Annotated in this window: 21 protein-coding genes; 7 read left to right on the top strand and 14 right to left on the bottom strand. The window is 58.9% G+C overall.

Annotated features, from left to right (window positions below; genetic code table 11):
* The first annotated feature begins 399 nt into the window (after window positions 1-399).
* A complete protein-coding gene (locus tag A3466_RS02810; protein ID WP_063449305.1) occupies window positions 400-1,122 on the top strand; it encodes an ABC transporter ATP-binding protein in 723 nt (240 codons plus the stop codon).
* On the opposite strand, the gene bioD is transcribed toward A3466_RS02810, so the two are convergent.
* Genes bioD through bioB form a run of 4 tightly spaced genes read right to left on the bottom strand, consistent with a single transcriptional unit; the run spans window position 1,085 to window position 4,712 of the window.
* A complete protein-coding gene (gene bioD / locus A3466_RS02815; protein ID WP_074160920.1) occupies window positions 1,085-1,786 on the bottom strand; it encodes a dethiobiotin synthase in 702 nt (233 codons plus the stop codon). The genes A3466_RS02810 and bioD overlap by 38 nt on opposite strands.
* Window positions 1,779-2,534, bottom strand: a complete 756-nt coding sequence (bioC, locus tag A3466_RS02820; protein WP_063449307.1) for a malonyl-ACP O-methyltransferase BioC — start codon at window positions 2,532-2,534, stop codon at window positions 1,779-1,781. The genes bioD and bioC overlap by 8 nt, the downstream gene beginning before the upstream one ends.
* Window positions 2,518-3,675: an 8-amino-7-oxononanoate synthase gene (gene bioF, locus A3466_RS02825; protein ID WP_063449308.1), complete on the bottom strand. Its 1,158-nt coding sequence runs from the start codon at window positions 3,673-3,675 to the stop codon at window positions 2,518-2,520. Before bioF ends, bioC begins: the two co-directional genes overlap by 17 nt.
* Complete coding sequence (gene bioB, locus A3466_RS02830; RefSeq protein ID WP_063449309.1) at window positions 3,672-4,712, bottom strand: biotin synthase BioB; 1,041 nt, start codon at window positions 4,710-4,712, stop codon at window positions 3,672-3,674. The genes bioF and bioB overlap by 4 nt, the downstream gene beginning before the upstream one ends.
* 86 nt (window positions 4,713-4,798) lie before the next feature.
* Between bioB and bioA the strand changes: the two genes are divergently transcribed.
* Window positions 4,799-6,088: an adenosylmethionine--8-amino-7-oxononanoate transaminase gene (gene bioA / locus A3466_RS02835; protein WP_074160897.1), complete on the top strand. Its 1,290-nt coding sequence runs from the start codon at window positions 4,799-4,801 to the stop codon at window positions 6,086-6,088.
* Between the two features lie 47 nt (window positions 6,089-6,135).
* Window positions 6,136-6,612: a kinase inhibitor gene (locus A3466_RS02840; protein WP_063449311.1), complete on the top strand. Its 477-nt coding sequence runs from the start codon at window positions 6,136-6,138 to the stop codon at window positions 6,610-6,612.
* 85 nt (window positions 6,613-6,697) lie between these two features.
* On the opposite strand, the gene hutH is transcribed toward A3466_RS02840, so the two are convergent.
* The 5 genes from hutH to hutI all read right to left on the bottom strand — a co-directional run bounded on the left by hutH (window position 6,698) and on the right by hutI (window position 12,942).
* The gene (gene hutH / locus A3466_RS02845) at window positions 6,698-8,218 is read right to left on the bottom strand and encodes a histidine ammonia-lyase (RefSeq protein WP_063449312.1); all 1,521 of its coding nucleotides are present in this window, start codon (window positions 8,216-8,218) and stop codon (window positions 6,698-6,700) included.
* The gene (gene hutU / locus A3466_RS02850) at window positions 8,215-9,903 is read right to left on the bottom strand and encodes a urocanate hydratase (RefSeq protein ID WP_063449313.1); all 1,689 of its coding nucleotides are present in this window, start codon (window positions 9,901-9,903) and stop codon (window positions 8,215-8,217) included. Before hutU ends, hutH begins: the two co-directional genes overlap by 4 nt.
* A gap of 127 nt (window positions 9,904-10,030) precedes the next feature.
* Entirely contained in the window at window positions 10,031-10,765 is a 735-nt protein-coding gene (locus A3466_RS02855; RefSeq protein WP_063449314.1) for a histidine utilization repressor, read from the bottom strand.
* Between the two features lie 18 nt (window positions 10,766-10,783).
* Entirely contained in the window at window positions 10,784-11,722 is a 939-nt protein-coding gene (gene hutG / locus A3466_RS02860; protein WP_063449315.1) for a formimidoylglutamase, read from the bottom strand.
* Window positions 11,719-12,942 (bottom strand): imidazolonepropionase, encoded by a 1,224-nt coding sequence (gene hutI, locus A3466_RS02865; RefSeq protein WP_063449316.1) that lies wholly within the window; start codon window positions 12,940-12,942, stop codon window positions 11,719-11,721. The genes hutG and hutI overlap by 4 nt, the downstream gene beginning before the upstream one ends.
* Window positions 12,943-13,165: 223 nt before the next feature.
* Here hutI and A3466_RS02870 point away from each other — a divergent pair, with 223 nt between their 5' ends.
* The gene (locus A3466_RS02870) at window positions 13,166-14,449 is read left to right on the top strand and encodes a putative acyl-CoA thioester hydrolase (protein ID WP_063449317.1); all 1,284 of its coding nucleotides are present in this window, start codon (window positions 13,166-13,168) and stop codon (window positions 14,447-14,449) included.
* A 91-nt stretch (window positions 14,450-14,540) separates the two neighbouring features.
* Here A3466_RS02870 and pgl read toward each other — a convergent pair whose 3' ends face one another.
* Window positions 14,541-15,536, bottom strand: coding sequence for a 6-phosphogluconolactonase (gene pgl, locus A3466_RS02875; RefSeq protein WP_063449318.1), 996 nt, complete (start codon window positions 15,534-15,536; stop codon window positions 14,541-14,543).
* Between the two features lie 120 nt (window positions 15,537-15,656).
* Between pgl and A3466_RS02880 the strand changes: the two genes are divergently transcribed.
* A complete protein-coding gene (locus A3466_RS02880; RefSeq protein ID WP_063449319.1) occupies window positions 15,657-16,475 on the top strand; it encodes a pyridoxal phosphatase in 819 nt (272 codons plus the stop codon).
* On the opposite strand, the gene modC is transcribed toward A3466_RS02880, so the two are convergent.
* From modC to A3466_RS02900, 4 genes are all read right to left on the bottom strand, one after another.
* Complete coding sequence (gene modC / locus A3466_RS02885; protein WP_063449320.1) at window positions 16,476-17,534, bottom strand: molybdenum ABC transporter ATP-binding protein ModC; 1,059 nt, start codon at window positions 17,532-17,534, stop codon at window positions 16,476-16,478.
* On the bottom strand, window positions 17,534-18,226 hold the full coding sequence (gene modB, locus A3466_RS02890) for a molybdate ABC transporter permease subunit (protein WP_063449321.1): 693 nt from the start codon (window positions 18,224-18,226) through the stop codon (window positions 17,534-17,536). The genes modC and modB overlap by 1 nt, the downstream gene beginning before the upstream one ends.
* Window positions 18,223-18,999, bottom strand: a complete 777-nt coding sequence (gene modA / locus A3466_RS02895; protein ID WP_063449322.1) for a molybdate ABC transporter substrate-binding protein — start codon at window positions 18,997-18,999, stop codon at window positions 18,223-18,225. Before modA ends, modB begins: the two co-directional genes overlap by 4 nt.
* 178 nt (window positions 19,000-19,177) lie before the next feature.
* Window positions 19,178-19,330: an AcrZ family multidrug efflux pump-associated protein gene (locus A3466_RS02900; RefSeq protein WP_003858549.1), complete on the bottom strand. Its 153-nt coding sequence runs from the start codon at window positions 19,328-19,330 to the stop codon at window positions 19,178-19,180.
* Window positions 19,331-19,457: 127 nt separating this feature from the next.
* On the opposite strand from A3466_RS02900, the gene modE reads away from it, so the two are divergent.
* Complete coding sequence (gene modE / locus A3466_RS02905; protein ID WP_063449323.1) at window positions 19,458-20,246, top strand: molybdenum-dependent transcriptional regulator; 789 nt, start codon at window positions 19,458-19,460, stop codon at window positions 20,244-20,246.
* 67 nt (window positions 20,247-20,313) lie between these two features.
* A complete protein-coding gene (modF, locus tag A3466_RS02910; RefSeq protein ID WP_063449324.1) occupies window positions 20,314-21,786 on the top strand; it encodes a molybdate ABC transporter ATP-binding protein ModF in 1,473 nt (490 codons plus the stop codon).
* Window positions 21,787-21,937: the final 151 nt, after the last annotated feature.

Consider the following 21,937-nt stretch of genomic DNA (forward strand, 5'->3'; position numbering starts at 1 on the left):
CGCGTATTCTCTCGCTTATCGCGTGTTTTCTAACTCTAATGCACAAGGTTATCCACAGGAATAGTGGATAACTGCCTCCAGCCCGTACAGCATGCACTCCCGCAAATTCCCGGTTTTTCCCACGAAGCGGCAATAAAATATTTTTATCACTCTTTTTTGCCTGGAAAACGTTCATTTTTTCATAAGCGCCTGGCGAGATCTTAATCACATTTCCGTCCTTTTCACTGCACCACAACCCGACATGCACGGCACCGGTAGCGTGCATTTCGAACAAACGTTGCGCTTTTAGCAGTGAGTTATTCCTAAAAACGGCCTTTTTTTAATCATTATGAAGTTCCTGGCAGGCGTTTTGCAGATATCAATCTGAGCATCACCCCACACATTTTTAAGGAGAGAAAGATGTTGAGTCTGCGTGCTGTAAATCAGTTTTACGGAAGCCAACATACGCTATGGAACGTGAATATCGATTTCCCGCAAGGCATCTGTACAGGCATAGTTGGCCTGCCTGGTATGGGTAAATCCACGCTCATGAACTGCATTACCGGGAAAGTGCCCGTCGAGAGCGGCACCATCATCTGGCACGAGGCCGGTGCACCGCCGCGTAATTTGCTCAGCCCTGCCTCAGAATTTCCTGCGAGGCCAACGATAGGCTACGTCCCGCAGGACCGGCGGATATTTTCCCAACTGACCGTCGATGAAAATTTGCATATCGCCATGCGGGCGACGGGGAAACCCGATCCGGCATTAAAAAATGAGGTATACGCCCTGTTTCCGGAGCTTTATACGCTGCGACAGATCCGGGCCTCTACGCTGTCCCCTGACGACCAGTATCAGCTCGCCCTCGCCAGCGCGCTGGTTAATCGCCCGCGCGTGCTGATCCTGGACGAGCCTATGCATGGCGCAGGACAACGTTTTGCCCGCAGGCTCGGGCAACTGCTGGTGCGGCTAAATCGGGAGCTGGGCATGACGGTGCTGTTAGCGGAGCAACAGCTGTCGTTCATCCGCCGGGTCGCGGATCGTTTCTGCATGCTTTATCGCGGGCGTAACGTGGCGCAGGGCCACGTTAACGAGCTGGATGACGATCTTATTGCCCACTGGATGGCGCGGGACATAAGGCGCTGAGGTCAAGATAGCGTCCGGTTTCCGCCTGCTCTGCGCCGTCGGCAAGCCACGGGATCTCCCCGAGGAACGGCGCAGGCAACATTCGCTTCAGCGTCGCCAGATACTCAGCATGACGTTTACCCGGCGCAACCACGTCGTTGGCAATCCACCCAGCCAGACGCAACCCGGCCTGCTGCACCGCCTGCGCGGTCAGCATGGCGTGGTTGATGCAGCCAAGCTTCACGCCCACCACCAGAATGACCGGAAGCTGTTCGGCCTGCACCCAGTCAGCGAACGTCTGCTCGTCAGTCAGCGGGGTGAACCAGCCACCGGCCCCTTCCACCAGCACCCAGTTGGCCTGCGTTTCCAGAGCGCGTAACCCGGAAGAGAGAACCGAAAAATCAATCGGCCGATCTTCATCAGCGCTGACGATGTGCGGCGAAGTGGGTTCAGCAAAGGTATAGGGGTTTACCGCAGAATAGGCCAGCGCAAGGCTGCTGTTACGCTGTAGCGCCAGCGCATCGGTATTGCGTATGCCTTCCGGCGTCATCTCGCTGCCAGAGGCCACGGGCTTGTACCCCGCCGTCGTTTTCCCCAGCAGACGCGCCGCCTGTAACAGCGCGGCGCTGGCAACGGTTTTACCGACTTCGGTGTCCGTGCCGGTAACAAAATAACGTTCAGTCACGTTCAATAATCCCATGAAAAAGATGATAAGAGAGCGGGAACTGGCCCCGTTCCTGCGGCCAGGCCAGCTCCAGACGCTGGAGCTGCCCGCGGGTTAAGGGTTTCTTCTCCCGCCCGGCGTGCAGGTGCGTAGCGCCTATGCCCTTAAGAGAGCGCATGGCGCTTAACGCATCGCTAAATTCGAGGGTGACGGTCTGGACCACGCTGCGATAGCGCCAGCCAGCCAGGGCCTGAATGACCTGCTCGTGAGCGAGAAACCGGTTGGCGTGCGGCTGCTCGTCCACCGCCTTCCACGCCTGATTCAGCTCCGGCAACGAACTTTCCAGCAGGGTGGTAAAGGCCACCGTTCCGCCGGGGCGCGCCACGCGGTAAAGCTCGCGTAGCGCCTGCGGCAGGCTGGCGCACCACTGCACCGCCAGATGGCTCCAGACGAGGTCAAACTGGGCATCCCCCAGCGGAATGGCCTCGATGTCGGCCACCAGATAGCGGTCTGCTGACTGCTGCTGGCGGGCTTCATCCAGCATCTGCGCGGATAAATCCAGCGCCGTCACGTGGCTGCCGGCTGCGCGCCAGTAGCGGCTGTTGCCTCCTGGCCCGCAGCCGGCGTCCAGCACCTGCGCAAACCGGCTCTCACCGAGCGCGGCCAGCAGCCCGCGCGCGCTCAGGCGTTGCAGCTCATCGTGCCGGGAATAGCTTTGCGCTGCCCGGCCAAACGCGGCGGCAACGGCCTGTTTATTGACAGGAGACATGCAGAGCCTCCAGAAGCGTATCGATATCCTGCGGCTCGTGCGCTGCCGTGAGCGTCAGACGCAAACGCGCCGTACCCGGCGGCACGGTGGGCGGGCGGATCGCCGATACCCACTGCCCGCGTTCTCGCAGCATCTGTGCCAGCGCCAGCGCGCGCGGGTTTTCACCTACAATCACGGGCTGAATGGCGCTGCGGGAGTCGGTTAGCCGGAAAGAGAGCTCGCTGACTCCCCGACGAAAACGCTGAATATGTTCAGCCAGGCGCGCGCGGCGTTCAGCGCCATCCTCGCCACGGATCACGTCCAGCGAGGCAGACAGCGCCACGGCCTGCGCCGGGGGCATGCTGGTGCTGTAGATCAGGTGTCGGGCGAACTGCATCAGGTAGTCGGCCACCGGCTCGCTGCATAACACCGCGGCGCCGCTGACGCCTAAGCCTTTTCCAAAGGTGACCACCAGCAGTTCCGGCCTGACGCCCTGCTGATAAGCGCTTCCGCGCCCCTCCTCGCCGGTAACGCCAATGCCGTGTGCATCGTCAACCAGCAGCCAGGCGTTCTGCTGCTTTGCGGCGTCGTGCAGCGCGGCAAGGGGCGCGCTGTCGCCATCCATGCTGAAGATCCCTTCCGTTACCGCCAGCTGAAGGCCTGCGCAGGGTTTTCCCAGCAGGACGTTCAGCTGAGCGGCATCGTTATGGGCAAAACGCCGCAGCTGTGCCGGGCTGAGGTGTGCCGCTTCAAGCAGGGACGCATGGCTCAGGCGGTCCGCGACAATCCGGTCATCTTTGCCCATCAGGGCGGCAATGACCGCCTGATTCGCGGCAAAACCGGAGATAAACAGCAGCGCTCGCGGGTAACCCAGCCAGTCGGCCAGCGCCTCCTCCAGCGCCTGATGCGCCGTGGTGTAGCCGCTGACATGCCCGGATCCACCGCTGCCCACGCCGTATCGTTCCGCGCCCTGCTGCCAGGCGCGAACGATCTGCGGGTGCTGGCTCAGGCCAAGATAATCGTTGCTGGAGAAATTACAGAACCGCCGGCCTTCCCGGGAGAGAAAACGGCCCGCGCCGTTTTCCACTACCCCGCGAACCCGAAACGCATCCGCTGCCCGACGCTTGTCGAGCGCGGAATTGATACGTGCCTGCCAGGTCATACGGCTGCCGCGTTGTAGAACTGGTCGGTGTCGGCGTTGAAAATCTGCTGCTCCAGCTCCTGCTGTTGCTCGTTATCCCCCGCCAGCACCTCTGTCTGGTGCGGGTTCAGCCCCAGCTTGCGGAACAGCTGAACATCTTTGTCCTCTACCGGGTTCGGCGTGGTCAGGAGCTTGCAGCCGTAGAAAATAGAGTTGGCCCCTGCCATAAAGCACATCGCCTGGGTCTGCTCGCTCATCTGCTCGCGACCGGCAGAGAGGCGCACGTAGGAGGTCGGCATCATGATGCGCGCCACCGCGATGGTGCGGATAAAATCGAAGGCATCCACGTCCTCGTTATCCGCCAGCGGCGTGCCTTTTACCTTCACCAGCATGTTGATGGGCACGCTTTCCGGCGGGGTCGGCAGGTTCGCCAGCTGTAACAGCAGGCCGGCACGATCTTTTACCGTCTCGCCCAGCCCCACGATACCGCCGGAACAGACCTTGATCCCCGCATCGCGCACTTTATCCAGCGTGTCCAGACGCTCCTGATAGGTGCGCGTGGTGATGATATTGCCGTAAAATTCCGGCGAGGTATCAAGGTTGTGGTTGTAGTAATCCAGCCCCGCCGCCGAGAGGCGCTGCGCCTGCTCCTCGTTCAGCGTGCCGAGGGTCATGCAGGCCTCAAGCCCCATCTCCTTCACGCCCTTCACCATCTGCTCCAGATAGGGCATGTCGCGGTCATGTGGATTCTTCCACGCGGCGCCCATGCAGAAGCGGGTCGAGCCGGCGTTTTTGGCCTTACGCGCGGAGTCGAGTACCTGCTCGACTTCCATCAGGCGTTCGGATTCGAGACCGGTTTTGTAGCGCGCGCTTTGCGGGCAATATTTGCAGTCTTCCGGGCAGGCCCCGGTTTTGATCGACAGCAGCGTGCTGACCTGCACATGGCGAGGATCGAAGTGCTGGCGGTGCACCTGTTGCGCTTCAAACATCAGCTCCAGGAAAGGTTTATTGAATAATTCAGTGACTTGCGACATCGTCCAGCGTGCGTGGTGAGCCATCGGGCTTCTCCAAAGGGTTTTGTTAATTGTCGGTTCGGTTTATACTTGTAAACCTAAAACTTTTCAAAATGGTTTACAAGTCGATTATGACCCAGGACGATCTCGCCTTCGACAAGCAGCATATCTGGCACCCTTACACCTCTACGACCCGCCCCCTTCCCGTCTATCCGGTGGCCTCAGCCCACGGCTGCGAGCTGCATCTCGCCAGCGGCGAGCGGCTGGTTGACGGAATGTCCTCCTGGTGGGCGGCGATCCATGGCTACAACCACCCGCGGCTGAACGCGGCGATGAAGGCGCAGATTGACCGGATGTCACACGTGATGTTTGGCGGGATCACCCATCAGCCTGCGGTCGATCTATGTCGCCGCCTGGTGGCGATGACGCCTGAATCGCTGGAGTGCGTCTTCCTTGCCGATTCCGGCTCGGTGGCCGTGGAGGTGGCGATGAAAATGGCGTTGCAGTACTGGCATGCGAAGGGCGAAACGCGCCAGCGGTTTCTCACCTTCCGCAACGGCTATCACGGCGACACCTTCGGGGCGATGTCGGTGTGCGATCCGGACAACTCCATGCACAGCCTGTGGAAAGGCTATCTGCCGGAAAACCTGTTTGCACCGGCTCCGCAAAGCCGCTTTGACGGCGAATGGGACGAGAGGGACATGGTGGGCTTCGCGCGGCTGCTGGCGGCCCATCGCCATGAAATTGCCGCCGTTATTCTCGAACCGATTGTGCAGGGCGCGGGCGGAATGCGGATGTACCACCCCGAGTGGCTGAAGCGCATTCGCAAGATGTGCGACCGCGAAGGTATTCTGCTGATTGCCGATGAAATCGCCACCGGCTTTGGCCGCACCGGGAAGCTTTTCGCCTGCGAACATGCGGGGATCGCACCGGATATTTTGTGCCTGGGTAAAGCGCTGACCGGCGGCACCATGACGCTCTCCGCCACGCTCACCACCCGGCATGTTGCCGACACCATTAGCGACGGCGACGCGGGCTGCTTTATGCACGGCCCGACGTTTATGGGCAACCCGCTGGCCTGCGCCGTGGCAAGCGAAAGCCTCGCCATTCTGGAAAGCGGCAAGTGGCAGGCGCAGGTGGCGGCGATTGAGGCGCAGCTGAAGCAGCAGCTGAGCGCGGCGGCGGATGCGGAATACGTTGCGGACGTCCGCGTGCTGGGCGCCATCGGCGTGATCGAGACAACGCATCCGGTAAACATGGCCGTATTGCAGCGCTTCTTCGTTGACCAGGGCGTGTGGGTGCGGCCCTTCGGCAAGCTGATTTACCTCATGCCGCCGTACACCATTTCTCCGGAGCAGTTACGCAAGCTGACCGACGCAGTGGTCAAAGCCGTTCACATGCCAGCGCATTTCACGATTTAGCCCCATGCGTTACACTTTCTGAATGAGTCAGTAACGAGGGAAATCGGATGAAAATCATCAGTAAAGATTTGCGCGACGGTGAAAAGCTGCCGGAACGTCACGTGTTTAACGGGATGGGCTATCAGGGGGATAATATCTCTCCCCATCTGGCGTGGGACGACGTGCCGCCGGGAACCAAAAGCTTTGTGGTGACCTGCTACGATCCGGACGCCCCGACCGGCTCCGGCTGGTGGCACTGGGTGGTGGCAAACCTGCCCGCGGATACGCGCGTGCTGCCGCAGGGGTCGGGCTCCGACCTGGTCGCCCTGCCGGACGGCGCGATACAGACGCGCACGGACTTTGGTAAAGCGGGCTACGGCGGCGCGGCGCCGCCAAAAGGGGAAACCCACCGCTATATCTTCACGGTGCACGCGCTGGACGTGGACAAGATTGAGGTCGACGAAGAGGCAAGCGGCGCGATGGTCGGTTTCAACGTCCATTTCCATACGCTGGGCAGCGCGTCGATCACGGCGATGTATTCATAAAAAAAGCCGGGTGGCGGCTACGCCTTACCCGGCCTATATTTCGCATTCGCAGGCCCGGTAAGCGCAGCGCCACCGGGCAAAAAAATCACAGCACGGAAGGTAGCAGTCCTGCAAGGGTTCCTTCTTCCAGAAGCTGAATCGCCTTATCAATATCGGGCGCAAAGAAGCGGTCATCATCGTAATGCGTAACGTGCTCGCGCAGCGTATGACGCGCCTGCTCCAGCAGCGGGCTGGATTTAAGCCCTTCGCGCAGATCGATACCCTGACACGCCGCCAGCCACTCTACCGCCAGCACGCCACGGGTGTTGGAGGCCATCTCCCACAGTCGACGCCCGGCCGCCGGGGCCATCGACACGTGATCTTCCTGGTTCGCGGAGGTTGGCAGGCTATCCACGCTGTGCGGATGCGACAGCGCTTTGTTCTCGCTTGCCAGCGCCGCGGCGGTCACTTGGGCGATCATAAAGCCCGAGTTCACCCCACCGTTGCGCACCAGGAATGGGGGCAACTGGGACATATGTTTATCCATCATCAGCGCGATGCGACGTTCAGACAACGCGCCGACTTCGGCAATCGCCAGCGCGATATTATCCGCCGCCATTGCCACCGGCTCGGCGTGGAAGTTGCCGCCGGAAACCACCTCGTTTTCCTGAGCAAACACCAGCGGGTTGTCGGAGACCGCATTGGCCTCCACCAGCAGCACCTCTGCCGCCTGGCGCAGCTGCGTCAGGCATGCGCCCATCACCTGCGGCTGACAGCGCAGAGAATACGGATCCTGTACCTTCTCACAGTTGTGATGCGAATCGGCAATATCGCTGGTGTCGGTAAGCAGGTGACGGTACATCGCCGCGGCGTCAATCTGCCCGCGCTGGCCGCGCACCGCGTGAATACGCGCGTCAAACGGACGACGCGAGCCGAGCACGGCTTCGGTGGTCAGCGCACCGCAGACCACCGCGGAGGCGAACAGATCTTCCGCTTCAAACAGGCCGCGCAGCGCGAAAGCGGTCGACGCCTGCGTGCCGTTGAGCAGCGCCAGCCCCTCTTTTGCCGCGAGGGTGATTGGGGTTAAGCCGGCTTTTGCCAGCGCCTCTTTCGCAGGCAGCCACTCGCCCTGCCAGCGCGCTTTGCCTTCACCCAGCAGCAGCAGCGACATATGCGCCAGCGGCGCCAGATCGCCGGAGGCCCCGACAGAACCTTTCGCCGGGATCCACGGGTAAACTTCCGCATTGACCAGCGCCATCAGCGCCTGGATCACGCTCAGGCGAATGCCGGAAAAACCGCGCGCCAGGCTATTGATTTTCAAAACAATCATCAGGCGGACGATCTCATCGTCCAGCGGCTGGCCAACCCCTGCCGCGTGCGACAGCACCAGCGAGCGCTGTAGATTCTCCAGATCGTGGGTAGCGATGCGGGTTTGCGCCAGCAGGCCAAACCCGGTATTGATGCCGTAGGCGGTGCGTCCCTCTGCCACAATAGCCTCCACGCAGGCCACGCTGTCGTTAATGGCACGGTGGGCACTTTCATCAAGGGAGAGCGTAACCGGCTTACGCCAGACGTTACGCAGCTGTTTGAGCGTCAGAGAGCCGGGAGTGAGTGTTAAGGCGTTCATGCAGGCTTTCCTTGTGTGGCGTGGATCATCGGCAGGTTCAGACCCTGCTCTTTGGCACAATCAATGGCAATCTCGTAACCCGCATCCGCATGGCGCATCACGCCGGTTGCCGGGTCGTTATGCAGCACGCGGGCGATGCGCGCGGCCGCTTCATCGGTTCCGTCACAGACGATGACCATCCCTGAGTGCTGGGAGAAGCCCATCCCGACGCCGCCGCCGTGGTGTAGCGATACCCAGGTCGCACCGCTGGCGGTATTCAGTAAAGCATTCAGCAGCGGCCAGTCGGAGACCGCATCCGAGCCGTCGCGCATGGCTTCGGTTTCACGATTCGGGCTGGCGACGGAGCCGGAGTCCAGATGGTCGCGGCCAATGACGATAGGCGCGGAGACTTCACCGCTGCGCACCATTTCGTTGAAGGCCAGCCCCAGCTTTTGCCGCCACTCCAGCCCGACCCAGCAGATGCGCGCCGGTAAACCCTGGAAATTGATGCGCTCGCGCGCCATATCCAGCCAGCGGTGCAGATGTTCGTCGTCGGCAATAATTTCCTTCACTTTGGCATCGGTTTTGTAAATATCTTCCGGATCACCGGACAGGGCAACCCAGCGGAACGGGCCGATGCCACGGCAGAACAGCGGACGAATATAGGCGGGCACGAATCCCGGGAAGTCAAAGGCGTTATTCACACCCATCTCTTTCGCCATCTGGCGGATGTTGTTGCCGTAGTCAAAGGTTGGAATACCCCTCTGGCTAAAGGCCAGCATAGCGGAGACGTGATCCGCCATCGAACGCTTCGCCGCCAGCACCGTGCCTTCAGGGTCGGTTTCCGCTTTTTGCTGGTAGTCTTCCCACGTCCAGCCTTTTGGCAGATAGCCGTGGAGCGGATCGTGGGCGCTGGTCTGGTCGGTAACCAGATCCGGACGCACGCCGCGCGCGACCAGTTCAGGAAGGATATCCGCCGCATTGCCGCACAGGGCAACCGACACCGCTTTTCCTTCGGCGGTGTAGCGTTTGATGCGCGCCAGTGCGTCATCGAGGTTGTCGGCCTGTTCATCGACGTAACGGGTACGCAGACGGAAATCGATACGGCTCTGCTGGCACTCAATATTTAGCGAACACGCGCCCGCAAGCGTAGCGGCCAGCGGCTGGGCACCGCCCATGCCGCCCAGTCCGGCGGTAAGCACCCAGCGGCCTTTCAGCGAGCCGCTGTAGTGCTGGCGACCCGCTTCCACGAAGGTTTCATAGGTGCCCTGCACAATCCCCTGGCTGCCGATGTAGATCCAGCTGCCAGCGGTCATCTGGCCGTACATGGCCAGCCCTTTCGCGTCCAGCTCGTTAAAGTGCTCCCATGTCGCCCAGTGCGGCACCAGGTTGGAGTTGGCAATCAGCACCCGTGGCGCATTTTTATGGGTTTTGAATACGCCGACCGGCTTACCGGACTGCACCAGCAGCGTTTCGTCGTTTTCGAGATTCGTCAAAGAGTCGACAATGGCGTCATAGCACGCCCAGTTGCGCGCGGCGCGGCCAATACCGCCGTAGACCACCAGCTCGTGGGGATTTTCAGCCACCTCAGGATCGAGGTTGTTCATCAACATGCGCAGCGGTGCTTCGGTGAGCCAGCTTTTTGCGGTGAGCGTGGTGCCGCGCGGGGCGCGGACATCCTGCTTGCGGTATTTATCTGACGACATTGTGTGTTCCTCATTCGGGACAGGTGATGCATTTAGATATACTTGTATAGACAAGCACACACAAGGCCGGATTTAACAAAAAAGATACAATTTTGTTATATTGCGTTAGCGATCACGCTTATAAAACTTATGACATAAAATAGCCCTGTAACCGGTAGCGATCCCCCGGGAACAGCAGCTTCGCATGCGACACAATGTGCGTGGACGACCAGGTCCGACGGCGGATCAGCAGGCAGGGATCGTGCTCTTTAATGCGCAACAGCCCGCACTCCTGCGGGGTCGCGCGCACGGCCTCCACGATATGCTCCCCCTCCGTCAGCGGGGCGACGAGCGAGAGATACGCGTGCGGCGTGGTTTGGGTGTAATCCTGATTCAGGTAGTCCGGTATCCGCTCCGCGTTGACGCAGCGATCTTCAATCTGGACCGGAATGTCGTTCTCATAATGCACCATCACCGAATGAAAAATTCGCGTGCCCTCTTTAACGTTCAGCTCGATGGCCTGCTCGGCGCTGGCCTGCGTCTCTTCAAGCACCAGCACCTCGCAGTGGTGCTGATGGTTACGGGCGGCAATTTCATCGGCAATGCTGCGGATTTCAAACAGCGCTGACTGCCCTTTGGGCTCGGCCACGAAGGTCCCGACGCCCTGCAAACGCACCAGCAATCCCTCATCGGTAAGTTCCCGCAGCGCCCGGTTGATGGTCATCCGGCTAAAGCCAAACTGTGCGACCAGCTCGGCTTCGGAGGGAATACGATCGTGCGGACGCCAGACGCCGGCAGCAATTTTTTCGCCGATCGCCTTTTTCACCTTCTCATAAAAAGGTGCGGGTGGGCTGGAGGGTTGCTGCGGTGAGCGTGAAAACATGCTGACTCCTGTAATGTGTTATGCCCACCAGTGAGCAATTTGCCAGGCCAGTCGGGCAGCAAGCTTCGCCCCCTGACCGTCCCGGTCGTAGTGCGGATTATATTCCACCAGATCCGCCGCCTGTAGTTTACCGCTTCGGCAGATACGCTCAATCACCGGTAACAGATCCAGCGCCGGGATCCCCAACGCCGCAGGGGCCGACACGGCGGGCATTTCTGCGGCGGGCAGCACATCGAGGTCAACGGTGAGATAAACCCGATCTGCCTGCGCAAGCACGGTATCCAGCGCGGATAACGCGTCGCGGCGAAAATTAAGATCTTCAACCAGCGTAACGTTCAGCCGCCCGGCTTCCTCCCACAGCGTCTGGGTATTCGCCGCGCGGCTGACCCCCAGGCAGGCGTAGAGAAAGTCCCGCGACTGCGACGCGCAGTACTGCGCCAGCTGGCGGAACGGCGTGCCGGAGGTGGCCCACTCGGCCTGGCGCAAATCGAGGTGCGCATCCAGGTTAATCACCGCAACGCGATCCTGTGGAAAAGCGTCCAGTACGCCGCGCCCGTGCGCCCAGGCGGTTTCATGTCCACCGCCGAAAACAAGAGTACGCATCCCGGATTGCTGGCACGCGGTTATGGCCTCGCTCAGCGCCTGCTGAGCCGCCTCCAGCGCGTTACCCTCAACGTAAATGGAGCCCATATCCACAAGGCGCGCATGTCCCTGATGGCTTGCCATATTCGCCAGCGCGCCGCGCAACGCATCGGGCGCCCGTGCAGCGCCGGGCCTGCCCTGGTTACGCTTAACCCCTTCATCACATTCAAAGCCCATCAGGGCGATGCCCGACGGTACGGGTGAAAAGCGTTCGCGCTGCTGTATGGTCTGGAAGAGACGTTTTGCGGTGCTGGACTCGGCGCTGTCGTCACGTCCCTGCCACACCTGCGGGGAAACGGGATGCCACAATTTCATGCTACCTGCCCCCGAAACACGCGTTGATATAAAGGATTCCGCCCCGGCTCATAAACCATCTCAACCGGATGGTCCGCCTCCCAGACGACGAAATCAGCCACATAACCCGCCCTTAACTGCCCGTGCGTCTCACCACGTCCTAACGCCTGCGCCGCATGGCGCGTCACGCCAGCCCAGGCCTCTTCCGGCGTGAGGCCAAACTGGACGCAGGCCATGTTCATCGCCAGATGCAGGCTGGCAAACGGACTGGTGCCCGGGTTGTAGTCGGTGGCGACGGCCATCGGCACGCCCTGCTTTCTGAGCTGCGCCACCGGTGGACGCTGGCGCTCCTGAAGAAAATAGAACGCGCCGGGGAGCAATACCGCCACCGTACCGCTTTGCGCCATTGCCTGAATACCCGCGTCATCGAGATACTCAATATGATCGGCCGACAGCCCTTTATACTGGCTGACCAGCGCCGCACCGCCCAGATTCGACAGTTGCTCCACATGCCCTTTTACCGGAATACCGAGCGCGGTGGCGGCCCGGAACAGACGCTCGGTTTGCGCCGGCGTAAAGCCGACGTTTTCACAAAACACGTCCACCGCTTCAAACAACTCTTTTTGCCACAGGGCGGGCACGATCTGCTCACAGACCAGCGTCAGATACGCATCCGGATCCTGTCGGTACTCCGCGGGGACGGCGTGCGCGGCCAGCAGCGTCGGGCTGATATCGACCTGATTGTTCAGGCTGAGCTGGCGGGCAACCCGCAGCATTTTCTCTTCGGCTTCGGCATTCAGTCCGTATCCCGATTTGATTTCAACGGTCGTTACGCCTTCATTCATCAACCGCTGGAGCCGCTGCTGTGCCACGGTCAGCAGCGTTTCCGGCGAACTGTTGCGGGTGGCCGTGACCGTGGCGTTAATGCCGCCGCCCTGCTCGCTAATACGCTGATACGACACGCCGTTAAGCCGTTGCTCCCATTCCGCTGCGCGATCGCCGCCGAACACCAGATGGGTGTGGCAGTCAATCAGGCCGGGTGTCACCAGACGTCCATGGAGATCGACACACTGGGAATGCCCGGAGGGAACCTCTGAATCAGGGATAACGGCCAGGATCGTCTGGCCGCGCACGACGAGGGCATGATGCGCCTTCAGGCCATAGGGTTCCGGCTCGCCTGCGGCCAGGGTTGCCAGTCGCGCATTTCGCCATATCACATCGTCGGGATGAAGCTGCTGCATGTGCCTTCCACTTGTCATGGGTTGTATAGACATTTATTTTCATCTGTCGCCTGCTGTCAACCGCCTTGTGGGAAAATGTTATTTATTTGTGATGACTTTCCCGTCACCTCAGGGCAAAAATGCAACTTTTGCCCTTTTTATCTTCCCGTTTCGCTCAACTTAGTATAAAAAAGCAGGCTATTTCGTCTATCCAGATAAGACTTGCATACCCAGGAGCATTACCTTGACTATATCCAGGATTTCCCGTCTGGCGTTGGCACTTGCCTTTGGCGTGACTTTATCCGCTTGCAGTTCAACTCCACCGGATCAGCAACCTTCTGAGCAGGTTGCTCCGGGCACCGCTTCCCGTCCGATCCTGTCAGCGGATGAAGCGAAGAACTTCACCCGTGCGCACTACTTCTCGGCGATGGATCCTAATGCAGCCCCGTGGACGCCTTCTTCTATTAATCTGCCGAAACAGCCAGACTTCGTTGTGGGTCCGGCCGGGGCGCAGGGCGTGACGCACACCTCCATACAGGCAGCCGTGGATGCTGCCATCACCAAGCACAGCGCATCTCGTCAGTACATTGCCATCCTGCCGGGTGAATACGAAGGAACCGTTTACGTTCCTGCCGCGCCGGGAAGCATTACGCTTTACGGCCTGGGTGAAAAAGCGGTCGACGTGAAAATTGGCCTGGCGATTGATTCCGAAATCGACAGTACCACCTGGCGTCATCTGGTGAACCCGGCCGGTAAATACATGCCAGGTAAGCCGGCGTGGTATATGTTCGATAACTGCCAGAGCAAGCGTGCCGCCACCATTGGCGTGATGTGCTCTGCGGTATTCTGGTCACAGAACAACGGCCTGCAATTGCAGAACCTGACCATTCAGAACACCCTGGGGGACAGCGTTGACGCGGGTAATCACCAGGCCGTGGCGCTGCGCAGCGATGGCGACAAGGTACAGATTAACAACGTCAATATTCTGGGCCGCCAGAACACCTTCTTCGTGACCAACAGTGGCGTGCAGAACACCCTTCAGAACAACCGTCTGACGCGTACTCTGGTGACCAACAGCTACGTTGAAGGCGACGTGGATATGGTCTCTGGCCGCGGTGCGGTGGTGTTTGAGAACACCGATTTCCGCGTGGTGAATTCTCGCACTCAGCAGGAAGGTTACGTGTTCGCGCCGGCCACGCAGTCCAACCTGTTCTATGGTTTCCTGGCCGTGAATAGCCGCTTTACTGCGGCTGGCGATGGCGTTGCCCAGCTTGGTCGCTCTCTGGACGTAGACTCTGCCACCAATGGCCAGGTCGTGATCCGCGACAGCGTGATTAATGAAGGCTTTAACATGGCGAAACCGTGGGCGGATGCGGCGATCTCGAAACGTCCATTCTCCGGCAACACGGGCACGGTGGATGATAAAGAGAACGTGCAGCGCAACCTGAACGACGCTAACTTCAACCGCATGTGGGAATACAACAACCGCGGTCTGGGCAGTAAAGTGGTTGCTGAGCCGAAGCAGTAAGCTGTTTTGCCGGGTGGCGGTTTCGCCTTACCCGGCCTACTCCAGACATAAAAAAACCTCGCATGGGCGAGGTTTTTTTTTCGTCTGCGGATCAGTGCGCGTTAATCACAACCCACATTGGACCTTGTCCGACCGCATAACGGCCTTTCTCTTCCAGCAGCCCCTGCACGCCTGTGATTTCATACAGCGCGATGTGGTGAGATTTCTGCCCCGCCGCAATCAGGTATTTGCCGCTGTGGTCGACGTTAAAGCCGCGCGGCTGGGTTTCTGTCGGCTGGAAGCCTTCAACTGCCAGGACGCTGCCGTCTTCTGAAACGCTGAACACGGTGATCAGGCTGGAGGTACGATCGCAGGCATACAGGTGACGGCCATCCGGCGTGATATGAATGTCTGCCGCCCAACGCGTGTCGGAGAAGTCAGATGGCATCATATCCAGCGTCTGTACGCACTCGATCTGCCCGTTAGGATCTTTCAGTTCCCACACGTCTACCGAGCTGTTCAGCTCGTTAACGACATAGGCATACTGCTGATTCGGGTGGAAGACCATGTGGCGCGGGCCTGCACCTTCCACGGTAGTGACTTCCGCCGGGCTTTGCGCGACCAGATGGCCGTCATCGCTCAGGGTAAACAGGCAGATGCGATCCTGCTTCAGCGCGGGCACCCACAGCGTACGGTTATCCGGCGAGATGTTGGCGGAGTGGCATCCTTCGAGCCCTTCGACCACGTCGACGGTTTCAACGGGAATACCGTCTTCCAGGCGGGTAACGCTCACGCAGCCTGCATTGTAGGAGCCGCTGAAGATAAAGTTGCCTTTGTGGTCGGTAGAAATATGGGTCGGGCTGCCCGGCAGCGGGGCTTCTGCGGTATAGGTCAGGGCGCCATCATCCGGGGAGATGCGGTAGGCCAGCACGCGGAATTCCGGGCGCACGCCGACATACAGAAAACGTTTATCCGGGCTGACGACCATCGGCTGAACCTGGCCTGGCACATCAACAACCTGAACCAGCGTAAGCGAACCTTCTGTATTCAAACGCCAGACATGGATCTGCTGACTTTCAGGACTGGCGGTATAAACGGTTTGTTTCATGAATACTCCTGATTATTTTTTAACGGTGAATGCTGAATTGTAGTCCGGGATTTTGCAGGGTTCCGCTCTCGGTGTACCATCCCGACAGACCTTAAATTCAACGTTAACCCGGAAGAAAAAATGACCTCGCGAGTGATTGCACTGGATTTAGACGGAACACTGCTTACCCCGCAGAAAACCCTGCTCCCCTCTTCCCTTGAAGCCCTCAAACGAGCCCAGGAAGCGGGGTATCAACTCCTCATCGTAACGGGTCGACATCACGTTGCCATTCATCCTTTTTATCAGGCACTGGGCTTAGATACACCTGCAATTTGTTGTAATGGCACCTATTTGTATGATTATCAGGCAAAAAAGGTTTTAACCTCCGATCCGCTTCCTGTTTCTCAGGCGCTGCAATTAATTGATTTACTGGATGAGCACGCAATTCATGGCCTGATGTATGTGGATAACGCCATGCTGTATGAACGCCCTACCGGTCATGTGATCCGCACCAGCAACTGGGCTCTGTCCCTGCCGGAAGCGCAGCGTCCGGTGTTCACTCAGGTTGCCTCCCTGCGCCGGGCGGCGGAAGACGTTGAGGCTATCTGGAAATTTGCCCTGACCGATGAGGACACCAGCAAACTCAATACCTTCGCAAAGCATGTTGAGCATACGCTGGGTCTGGAATGTGAATGGTCCTGGCACGATCAGGTGGATATCGCCCGCAAAGGCAACAGCAAAGGCAAACGTCTGACCCAGTTCGTTGAATCTCAGGGCGGATCGATGCGGGACGTGATTGCCTTTGGCGATAACTATAACGACATCAGCATGCTGGAAGCCGCCGGCACGGGCGTGGCGATGGGTAACGCTGATGACGCGGTGAAAGCGCGTGCTGACGTCGTAATTGGCGATAACACCACCGACAGCATCGCGCAGTTTATCTACACCCACCTGCTGTAATCAGGCGGTGATGGAGACGCTCTTGATTTGCGCGTAAAGCCACAGGCCAGGCCTGATGCCTAACTCATCCCTGGCCCACGGGCTGATGCGCGCCCACAGCGTTCTGCTGCCCACTTCCAGCTGTACTTCTACCTGGCCGTTATCATCAAAACACTGCGCCACTTTTGCGCGCAACACATTGCGGATACTGGTTTGCAGCGGCGGTTGCAGGACCAGTGAGACATCTGACGCCTGAATGCGGATGCGTAACGTCGACTGAATCGGCGTGTCGATTTTGTTAACCCACAGATGCTGATCGCCCAGCGCCAGGGCGGTCATCGCATAGTGCGGATGGTGCTCCAGTACGCTCACCTTCAGAATGCTGCTCTGCTGCTCCTTTGGCAGCCACGGGTGCATAACGCTGCTGCCCCACACCTCTTCGAGATTACCGAAGGCCTTCACCCTCCCCGCTTCCAGCACCAGCACTTTATCGGCCAGATGTAAGATCTCATCCAGCGAATGGCTGACGTACAGCATGGGTACGTTGATTTCCCGCGCCAGACGTTGCAGGTACGGCAGCAGCTCGCGCTTGCGCGGAATATCCAGCGAGGCCAGCGGCTCATCCAGCAGCAGCAGTTCCGGCGCGGTTAACAGGGCGCGGCCAATCGCCACGCGCTGTTTTTCGCCCCCCGACAGCGAAGGCGGCAGACGATCCAGCAGCGATTCGATACCCAGCAGCGCCACCAGCTTATCGAACTGTCCGGCCATGCTTTTTGCCATGCCGTAGCGCAGGTTACCGCGCACGCTGTAGTGCGGAAAGAGGCGCGCATCCTGAAATACATAGCCGATGCGGCGCTTGTCCGGTGACAGGCAAATCTTTTTCTCCGCGTCGTTTAAGACGCGATTATTTAACACAATGCGGCCAGACTGGGGGCGCGTCAGGCCGCTAATCGCATTTATCAGCGACGTTTTTCCCGCCCCGGAAACGCCAAAAATCGCGGTGATACCGCTGGCAGGCAGCGTTTCATTCAGCGTCAGGGTGTGGTTGCCCAGGGTTTGCGTAAAGTTGAGTTCCAGCATCACGGTTTCCTCATCCGTTCACGGCTGAGGCGCGCCAGCCACTCCGACACCAGCAGCGAGACCAGGGCGAGCACAATCGAAATAATACACAGCCGGGCCGCCGCACCTTCGCCGCCCGGCGTCTGAATCAGGGTATACATCGCCGACGGGATGGTCCGCGTCTCGCCCGGAATGTTTGATACAAAAGTAATAGTCGCACCAAACTCGCCCAGCGAGCGGGCGAAAGCCAGCACCGTACCGACGATAATGCCCGGTAACGTGAGCGGCAGGGTGATGGTCAGAAATACCCGCCAGCGGCCTGCGCCCAGCGTGCGGGCGGCCTGTTCCAGCCGGATATCCACCGCTTCCAGCGCCAGACGGATAGCGCGCACCATCAGCGGGAAGGACATCACCGCCGCGGCAAGCACCGCGCCGCGCCAGCTGAAAGCAAAGGTTAGGCCAAACCAGTCGTACAGCCACTCGCCGATAACGCCGCGTCGCCCCATGGAGATCAGCAGCAGATAGCCGACCACCACAGGCGGCAAGACGAGCGGAAGATGGAGAACACTGTCGAGCAGGGCTTTGCCTGGAAACTTCACGCGAACCAGTAACCAGGCAAAGAACACCCCAAAGGGCAAACTCAGCGCAACCGCCAGGGAAGAGACTTTCAGGCTCAGCAGCACGGCCTGCCATTCAGGTTCGGTCAATATCATTCGTGAGTCGTAAATCCGTAACGTTTAAAGATAGCGGACGCTTCCGGCCCCTTCAGATAGTCAACGAAGGCCGTCACGGTCGCATTTTTATGTCCATCAACTATCGCAACAGGATATTCCACTTTCTGATGCGAGTCCTCCGGGAAGGTACCCACTACCTTCACGCCTTTACTGGCGACGGCATCGGAGCCGTAAACAATCCCGAGTGGGGCTTCGTTACGCTCCACCAGCGCCAGCGCGCCACGCACATCTTCTGCGGGTGCCAGCTTCGGCGATAAGGTCTCCCATGCGCCCAGCTTTTGCAGCGCTTCCTTCGCATAAATTCCGGCAGGAACATGCTCCGGATCGCCCACCGCCAGACGGCCACCGTTCAGCAGACGGGTCCAGTCCGTCTGTTTGTTAATGGCAATGTCGCCCTGCTTGCTGTTTGCGGGCGCGACCACCACCAGGCTATTGCCCAACAGCGTTTCGCGGGTAGCCGTTTCAACAGACTTTTTCTCCACCGCGTAATCCATCCATTTCTGATCGGCAGAGATGAACAGATCCGCAGGCGCCCCCGCTTCGATCTGGCGGGCCAGCGTGGAAGAGGAGGCAAATGACGAGACAACCTCGACGTTTTTCTCTTTTTTGTATTCCGCAGCAATATCCTGCATCGCGTTAGTCAGCGACGCCGCCGCAAAGACCGTGATTTTTCCTTCATCCGCCAGCGCGTGGCCGGTGAGTGAGAGTGTCAGCGTTGCCCCTGCGAAAAGGCGTACCCATGAACGTGCCATTTGAAGCTCCTGTGCGTTTCGTTATATACAAATAAATATAACGATATATCACAGGCGTTCATAGCGTTAAATCGTACCCATTAGTGCGTAAACTCAAGGAACGTTGTAAAAGATATCGGCGGGAGAGAAATAAACTTGAGAGCAAAACGCCCGGACTGACCGGGCGTTTTGGAGGAAATCATTGCTGCTTTTTAGGCTGGTCACGACGATGACCAATGTTCGAAAAGACGTTGAACACTTCACCCAGGCCGTAGATGGCACCGAGGATGATAGCCATCACTACTGGCACCATGATTACCGCGAATACCAGACTTTTCAACAACTCTAACATGGTTTTCTCCAGATCTTGTGAACGGCTTATTCTACCCTGAAAAGTAAGAAAAACATCCCCTTTTGTGCGGTGCGCTTTTCGCATCAGGGCATTTGGGTCACAATAGCCTTTTTGCCGGGACCCCGTTATGCAGGCTGAAATTCTCCTCACCCTACGCCTTCAGCAGAAGCTTTTCGCCGATCCGCGACGCATCGCCCTGTTAAAACAAATAGAACAAACTGGCTCGATTAGCCAGGGTGCCAAAAACGCCGGCATCAGCTATAAAAGCGCCTGGGATGCGATTAACGACATGAACACTCTGAGCGAACAAACGCTGGTTGACCGCGCCACAGGCGGAAAAGGCGGCGGCGGCGCCGTGTTGACGCGTTACGGGCAACGTCTGATCCAGCTCTACGATTTACTGGCGCAGATCCAGCAAAAAGCCTTTGATGTGTTAAGCGATGACGACAATCTGCCGCTGGACAGCCTGCTGGGCGCCATCTCCCGTTTTTCATTACAGACCAGCGCCCGCAACCAGTGGTTTGGTACGGTGACGGGACGCGACCATTCGCAGGTGCAGGAGCATATTGAGATCCTGCTGGCGGACGGTACGACGCGCCTTAAAGCCGCCATCACCGCGCAAAGCGGTCAGCGCCTCGGGCTGAATGAAGGTCAGGAGGTGCTGGTATTACTTAAAGCGCCCTGGATCGGCATTGCGCTTAACCCTGAGCAGGCCGCAGAGGCCGACAACCAGCTACGCGGTGAAATTAGCCACATTGAACGCGGCGCAGAACAGAGTGAAGTGCTGATGACCCTGCCGGATGGACAGTCGCTCTGCGCCACCGTTCCGGTGAACGACGCGGCTGAATTAGTCGAAGGTGCTGTGGTGACCGCATATTTCAATGCCGACCGGGTAATTATCGCCACATTATGCTAAGCGCATTGACAACCCTGACGACTCTGGGTATCCCTGACATCTGTTGCTGCAAAAAATGGGATAACACATGTCATCATTGCATATTTCGCAAGGCACGTTTCGTCTTAGCGATACCCGTACCTTATCGCTGCCAGAGTTAACCTTGCGCGCCGGAGAAAGCTGGGCGTTTGTGGGCACGAACGGCAGCGGAAAATCGGCACTGGCCCGCGCCCTGGCGGGTGAATTAACCCAGCTGGAGGGAGAGCGTCGGTGCACGTTTACCCGGCTAACGCGCCTTTCCTTCGAACAGCTGCAAAAGCTGGTCAGCGATGAGTGGCAGCGTAACAATACCGATTTGCTCAGCCCCGGTGAAGAAGATACCGGCCGCACGACGGCGGAGATTATCCAGGATGAAATCAAAGACCCTGCCCGCTGCCAGCAGCTGGCGGAGCAATTTGGCATTACCGCCCTGCTTAACCGCCGTTTCAAATACCTTTCTACCGGCGAGACGCGCAAAACGCTGCTGTGCCAGGCGCTGATGAGCGAGCCGGAACTCCTGATTCTGGATGAGCCGTTTGACGGGCTGGATGTGCAGTCCCGCGCGCAGCTGGCCGCGTTGCTGACGACGCTTAACCAGCAGGGATACACGCTTGTGCTGGTCCTTAACCGCTTTGATGAGATCCCTGATTTCGTCCATTATGCGGGCGTGCTGGCTGACTGTAGCCTGACCGAAACCGGCGAGAAGGCCGGACTGCTCCGGCAGGCGCTGATTGCGCAGCTGGCGCACAGCGAAAAGCTGGACGGTATCGCCCTGCCGGAGCCGGATGCGCCATCGGCGCGACACGGACTTGATCCCGATCAGCCGCGCATCGTGCTGCGCGATGGCGTGGTTGCCTACGACGATCGCCCTGTTCTTAATCACCTCAGCTGGACGGTTAATCCCGGTGAGCACTGGCAGATCGTCGGGCCCAACGGGGCGGGTAAATCCACGCTGCTGAGCCTGATCACCGGGGATCATCCGCAGGGATACAGCAACGATCTGACCCTCTTCGGTCGCCGTCGCGGCAGCGGGGAAACCATCTGGGACATCAAAAAGCACATCGGCTATGTCAGCAGCAGCCTGCATCTGGACTACCGCGTGAGCACCACGGTGCGCAACGTGATCCTGTCCGGCTTCTTTGATTCTATTGGTATTTATCAGGCGGTATCGGACAAGCAGCACAAGCTGGCGCAGGCGTGGCTGGATATTCTGGGGATGGACCATCGGGTAGCTGATGCGCCCTTCCACAGCCTGTCGTGGGGGCAGCAGCGGCTGGCATTGATCGTCCGCGCGCTGGTCAAACACCCTACGCTGCTGATTCTGGACGAACCGTTGCAGGGACTGGATCCGCTTAACCGACAGCTGATCCGACGCTTTGTGGATGTACTGATTAGCGAAGGTGAAACCCAACTGCTGTTTGTCTCCCACCATGCTGAAGACGCCCCGTCCTGCATGACCCATCGGCTGGAATTTGTGCCTGACGGCGAGCATTACCGCTACCTGCTGAGCAAAATCGATTAACCCGTGGAGGGCGCCGCCCTCCGCTTTTCAGACAACCCGCAACAATACTTCTCTATCTCTTTGATCTAAAATGCACGAAGCAGGTGAAAAAGCGCGTGTGAAAGCCTGTGTAAACGATACCACTATTTTATCCCATGTCACACTTTTCGCG

Origin of the sequence: Enterobacter genomosp. S (assembly GCF_001631805.1) — a bacterium.
GTDB lineage: Bacteria > Pseudomonadota > Gammaproteobacteria > Enterobacterales > Enterobacteriaceae > Enterobacter > Enterobacter quasihormaechei.

Bases quoted from the DNA above. Each gene is read 5' to 3' on its own strand.
- A3466_RS02810 (WP_063449305.1), top strand. From the start codon at position 400: ATGTTGAGTCTGCGTGCTGTAAATCAGTTTTACGGAAGCCAACATACG.
- bioC (WP_063449307.1), bottom strand. From the start codon at position 2,534: ATGTCTCCTGTCAATAAACAGGCCGTTGCCGCCGCGTTTGGCCGGGCA.
- bioF (WP_063449308.1), bottom strand. From the start codon at position 3,675: ATGACCTGGCAGGCACGTATCAATTCCGCGCTCGACAAGCGTCGGGCA.
- bioB (WP_063449309.1), bottom strand. From the start codon at position 4,712: ATGGCTCACCACGCACGCTGGACGATGTCGCAAGTCACTGAATTATTC.
- bioA (WP_074160897.1), top strand. From the start codon at position 4,799: ATGACCCAGGACGATCTCGCCTTCGACAAGCAGCATATCTGGCACCCT.
- A3466_RS02840 (WP_063449311.1), top strand. From the start codon at position 6,136: ATGAAAATCATCAGTAAAGATTTGCGCGACGGTGAAAAGCTGCCGGAA.
- hutH (WP_063449312.1), bottom strand. From the start codon at position 8,218: ATGAACGCCTTAACACTCACTCCCGGCTCTCTGACGCTCAAACAGCTG.
- hutU (WP_063449313.1), bottom strand. From the start codon at position 9,903: ATGTCGTCAGATAAATACCGCAAGCAGGATGTCCGCGCCCCGCGCGGC.
- A3466_RS02855 (WP_063449314.1), bottom strand. From the start codon at position 10,765: ATGTTTTCACGCTCACCGCAGCAACCCTCCAGCCCACCCGCACCTTTT.
- hutG (WP_063449315.1), bottom strand. From the start codon at position 11,722: ATGAAATTGTGGCATCCCGTTTCCCCGCAGGTGTGGCAGGGACGTGAC.
- hutI (WP_063449316.1), bottom strand. From the start codon at position 12,942: ATGCAGCAGCTTCATCCCGACGATGTGATATGGCGAAATGCGCGACTG.
- pgl (WP_063449318.1), bottom strand. From the start codon at position 15,536: ATGAAACAAACCGTTTATACCGCCAGTCCTGAAAGTCAGCAGATCCAT.
- A3466_RS02880 (WP_063449319.1), top strand. From the start codon at position 15,657: ATGACCTCGCGAGTGATTGCACTGGATTTAGACGGAACACTGCTTACC.
- modC (WP_063449320.1), bottom strand. From the start codon at position 17,534: ATGCTGGAACTCAACTTTACGCAAACCCTGGGCAACCACACCCTGACG.
- modB (WP_063449321.1), bottom strand. From the start codon at position 18,226: ATGATATTGACCGAACCTGAATGGCAGGCCGTGCTGCTGAGCCTGAAA.
- modA (WP_063449322.1), bottom strand. From the start codon at position 18,999: ATGGCACGTTCATGGGTACGCCTTTTCGCAGGGGCAACGCTGACACTC.
- A3466_RS02900 (WP_003858549.1), bottom strand. From the start codon at position 19,330: ATGTTAGAGTTGTTGAAAAGTCTGGTATTCGCGGTAATCATGGTGCCA.
- modE (WP_063449323.1), top strand. From the start codon at position 19,458: ATGCAGGCTGAAATTCTCCTCACCCTACGCCTTCAGCAGAAGCTTTTC.
- modF (WP_063449324.1), top strand. From the start codon at position 20,314: ATGTCATCATTGCATATTTCGCAAGGCACGTTTCGTCTTAGCGATACC.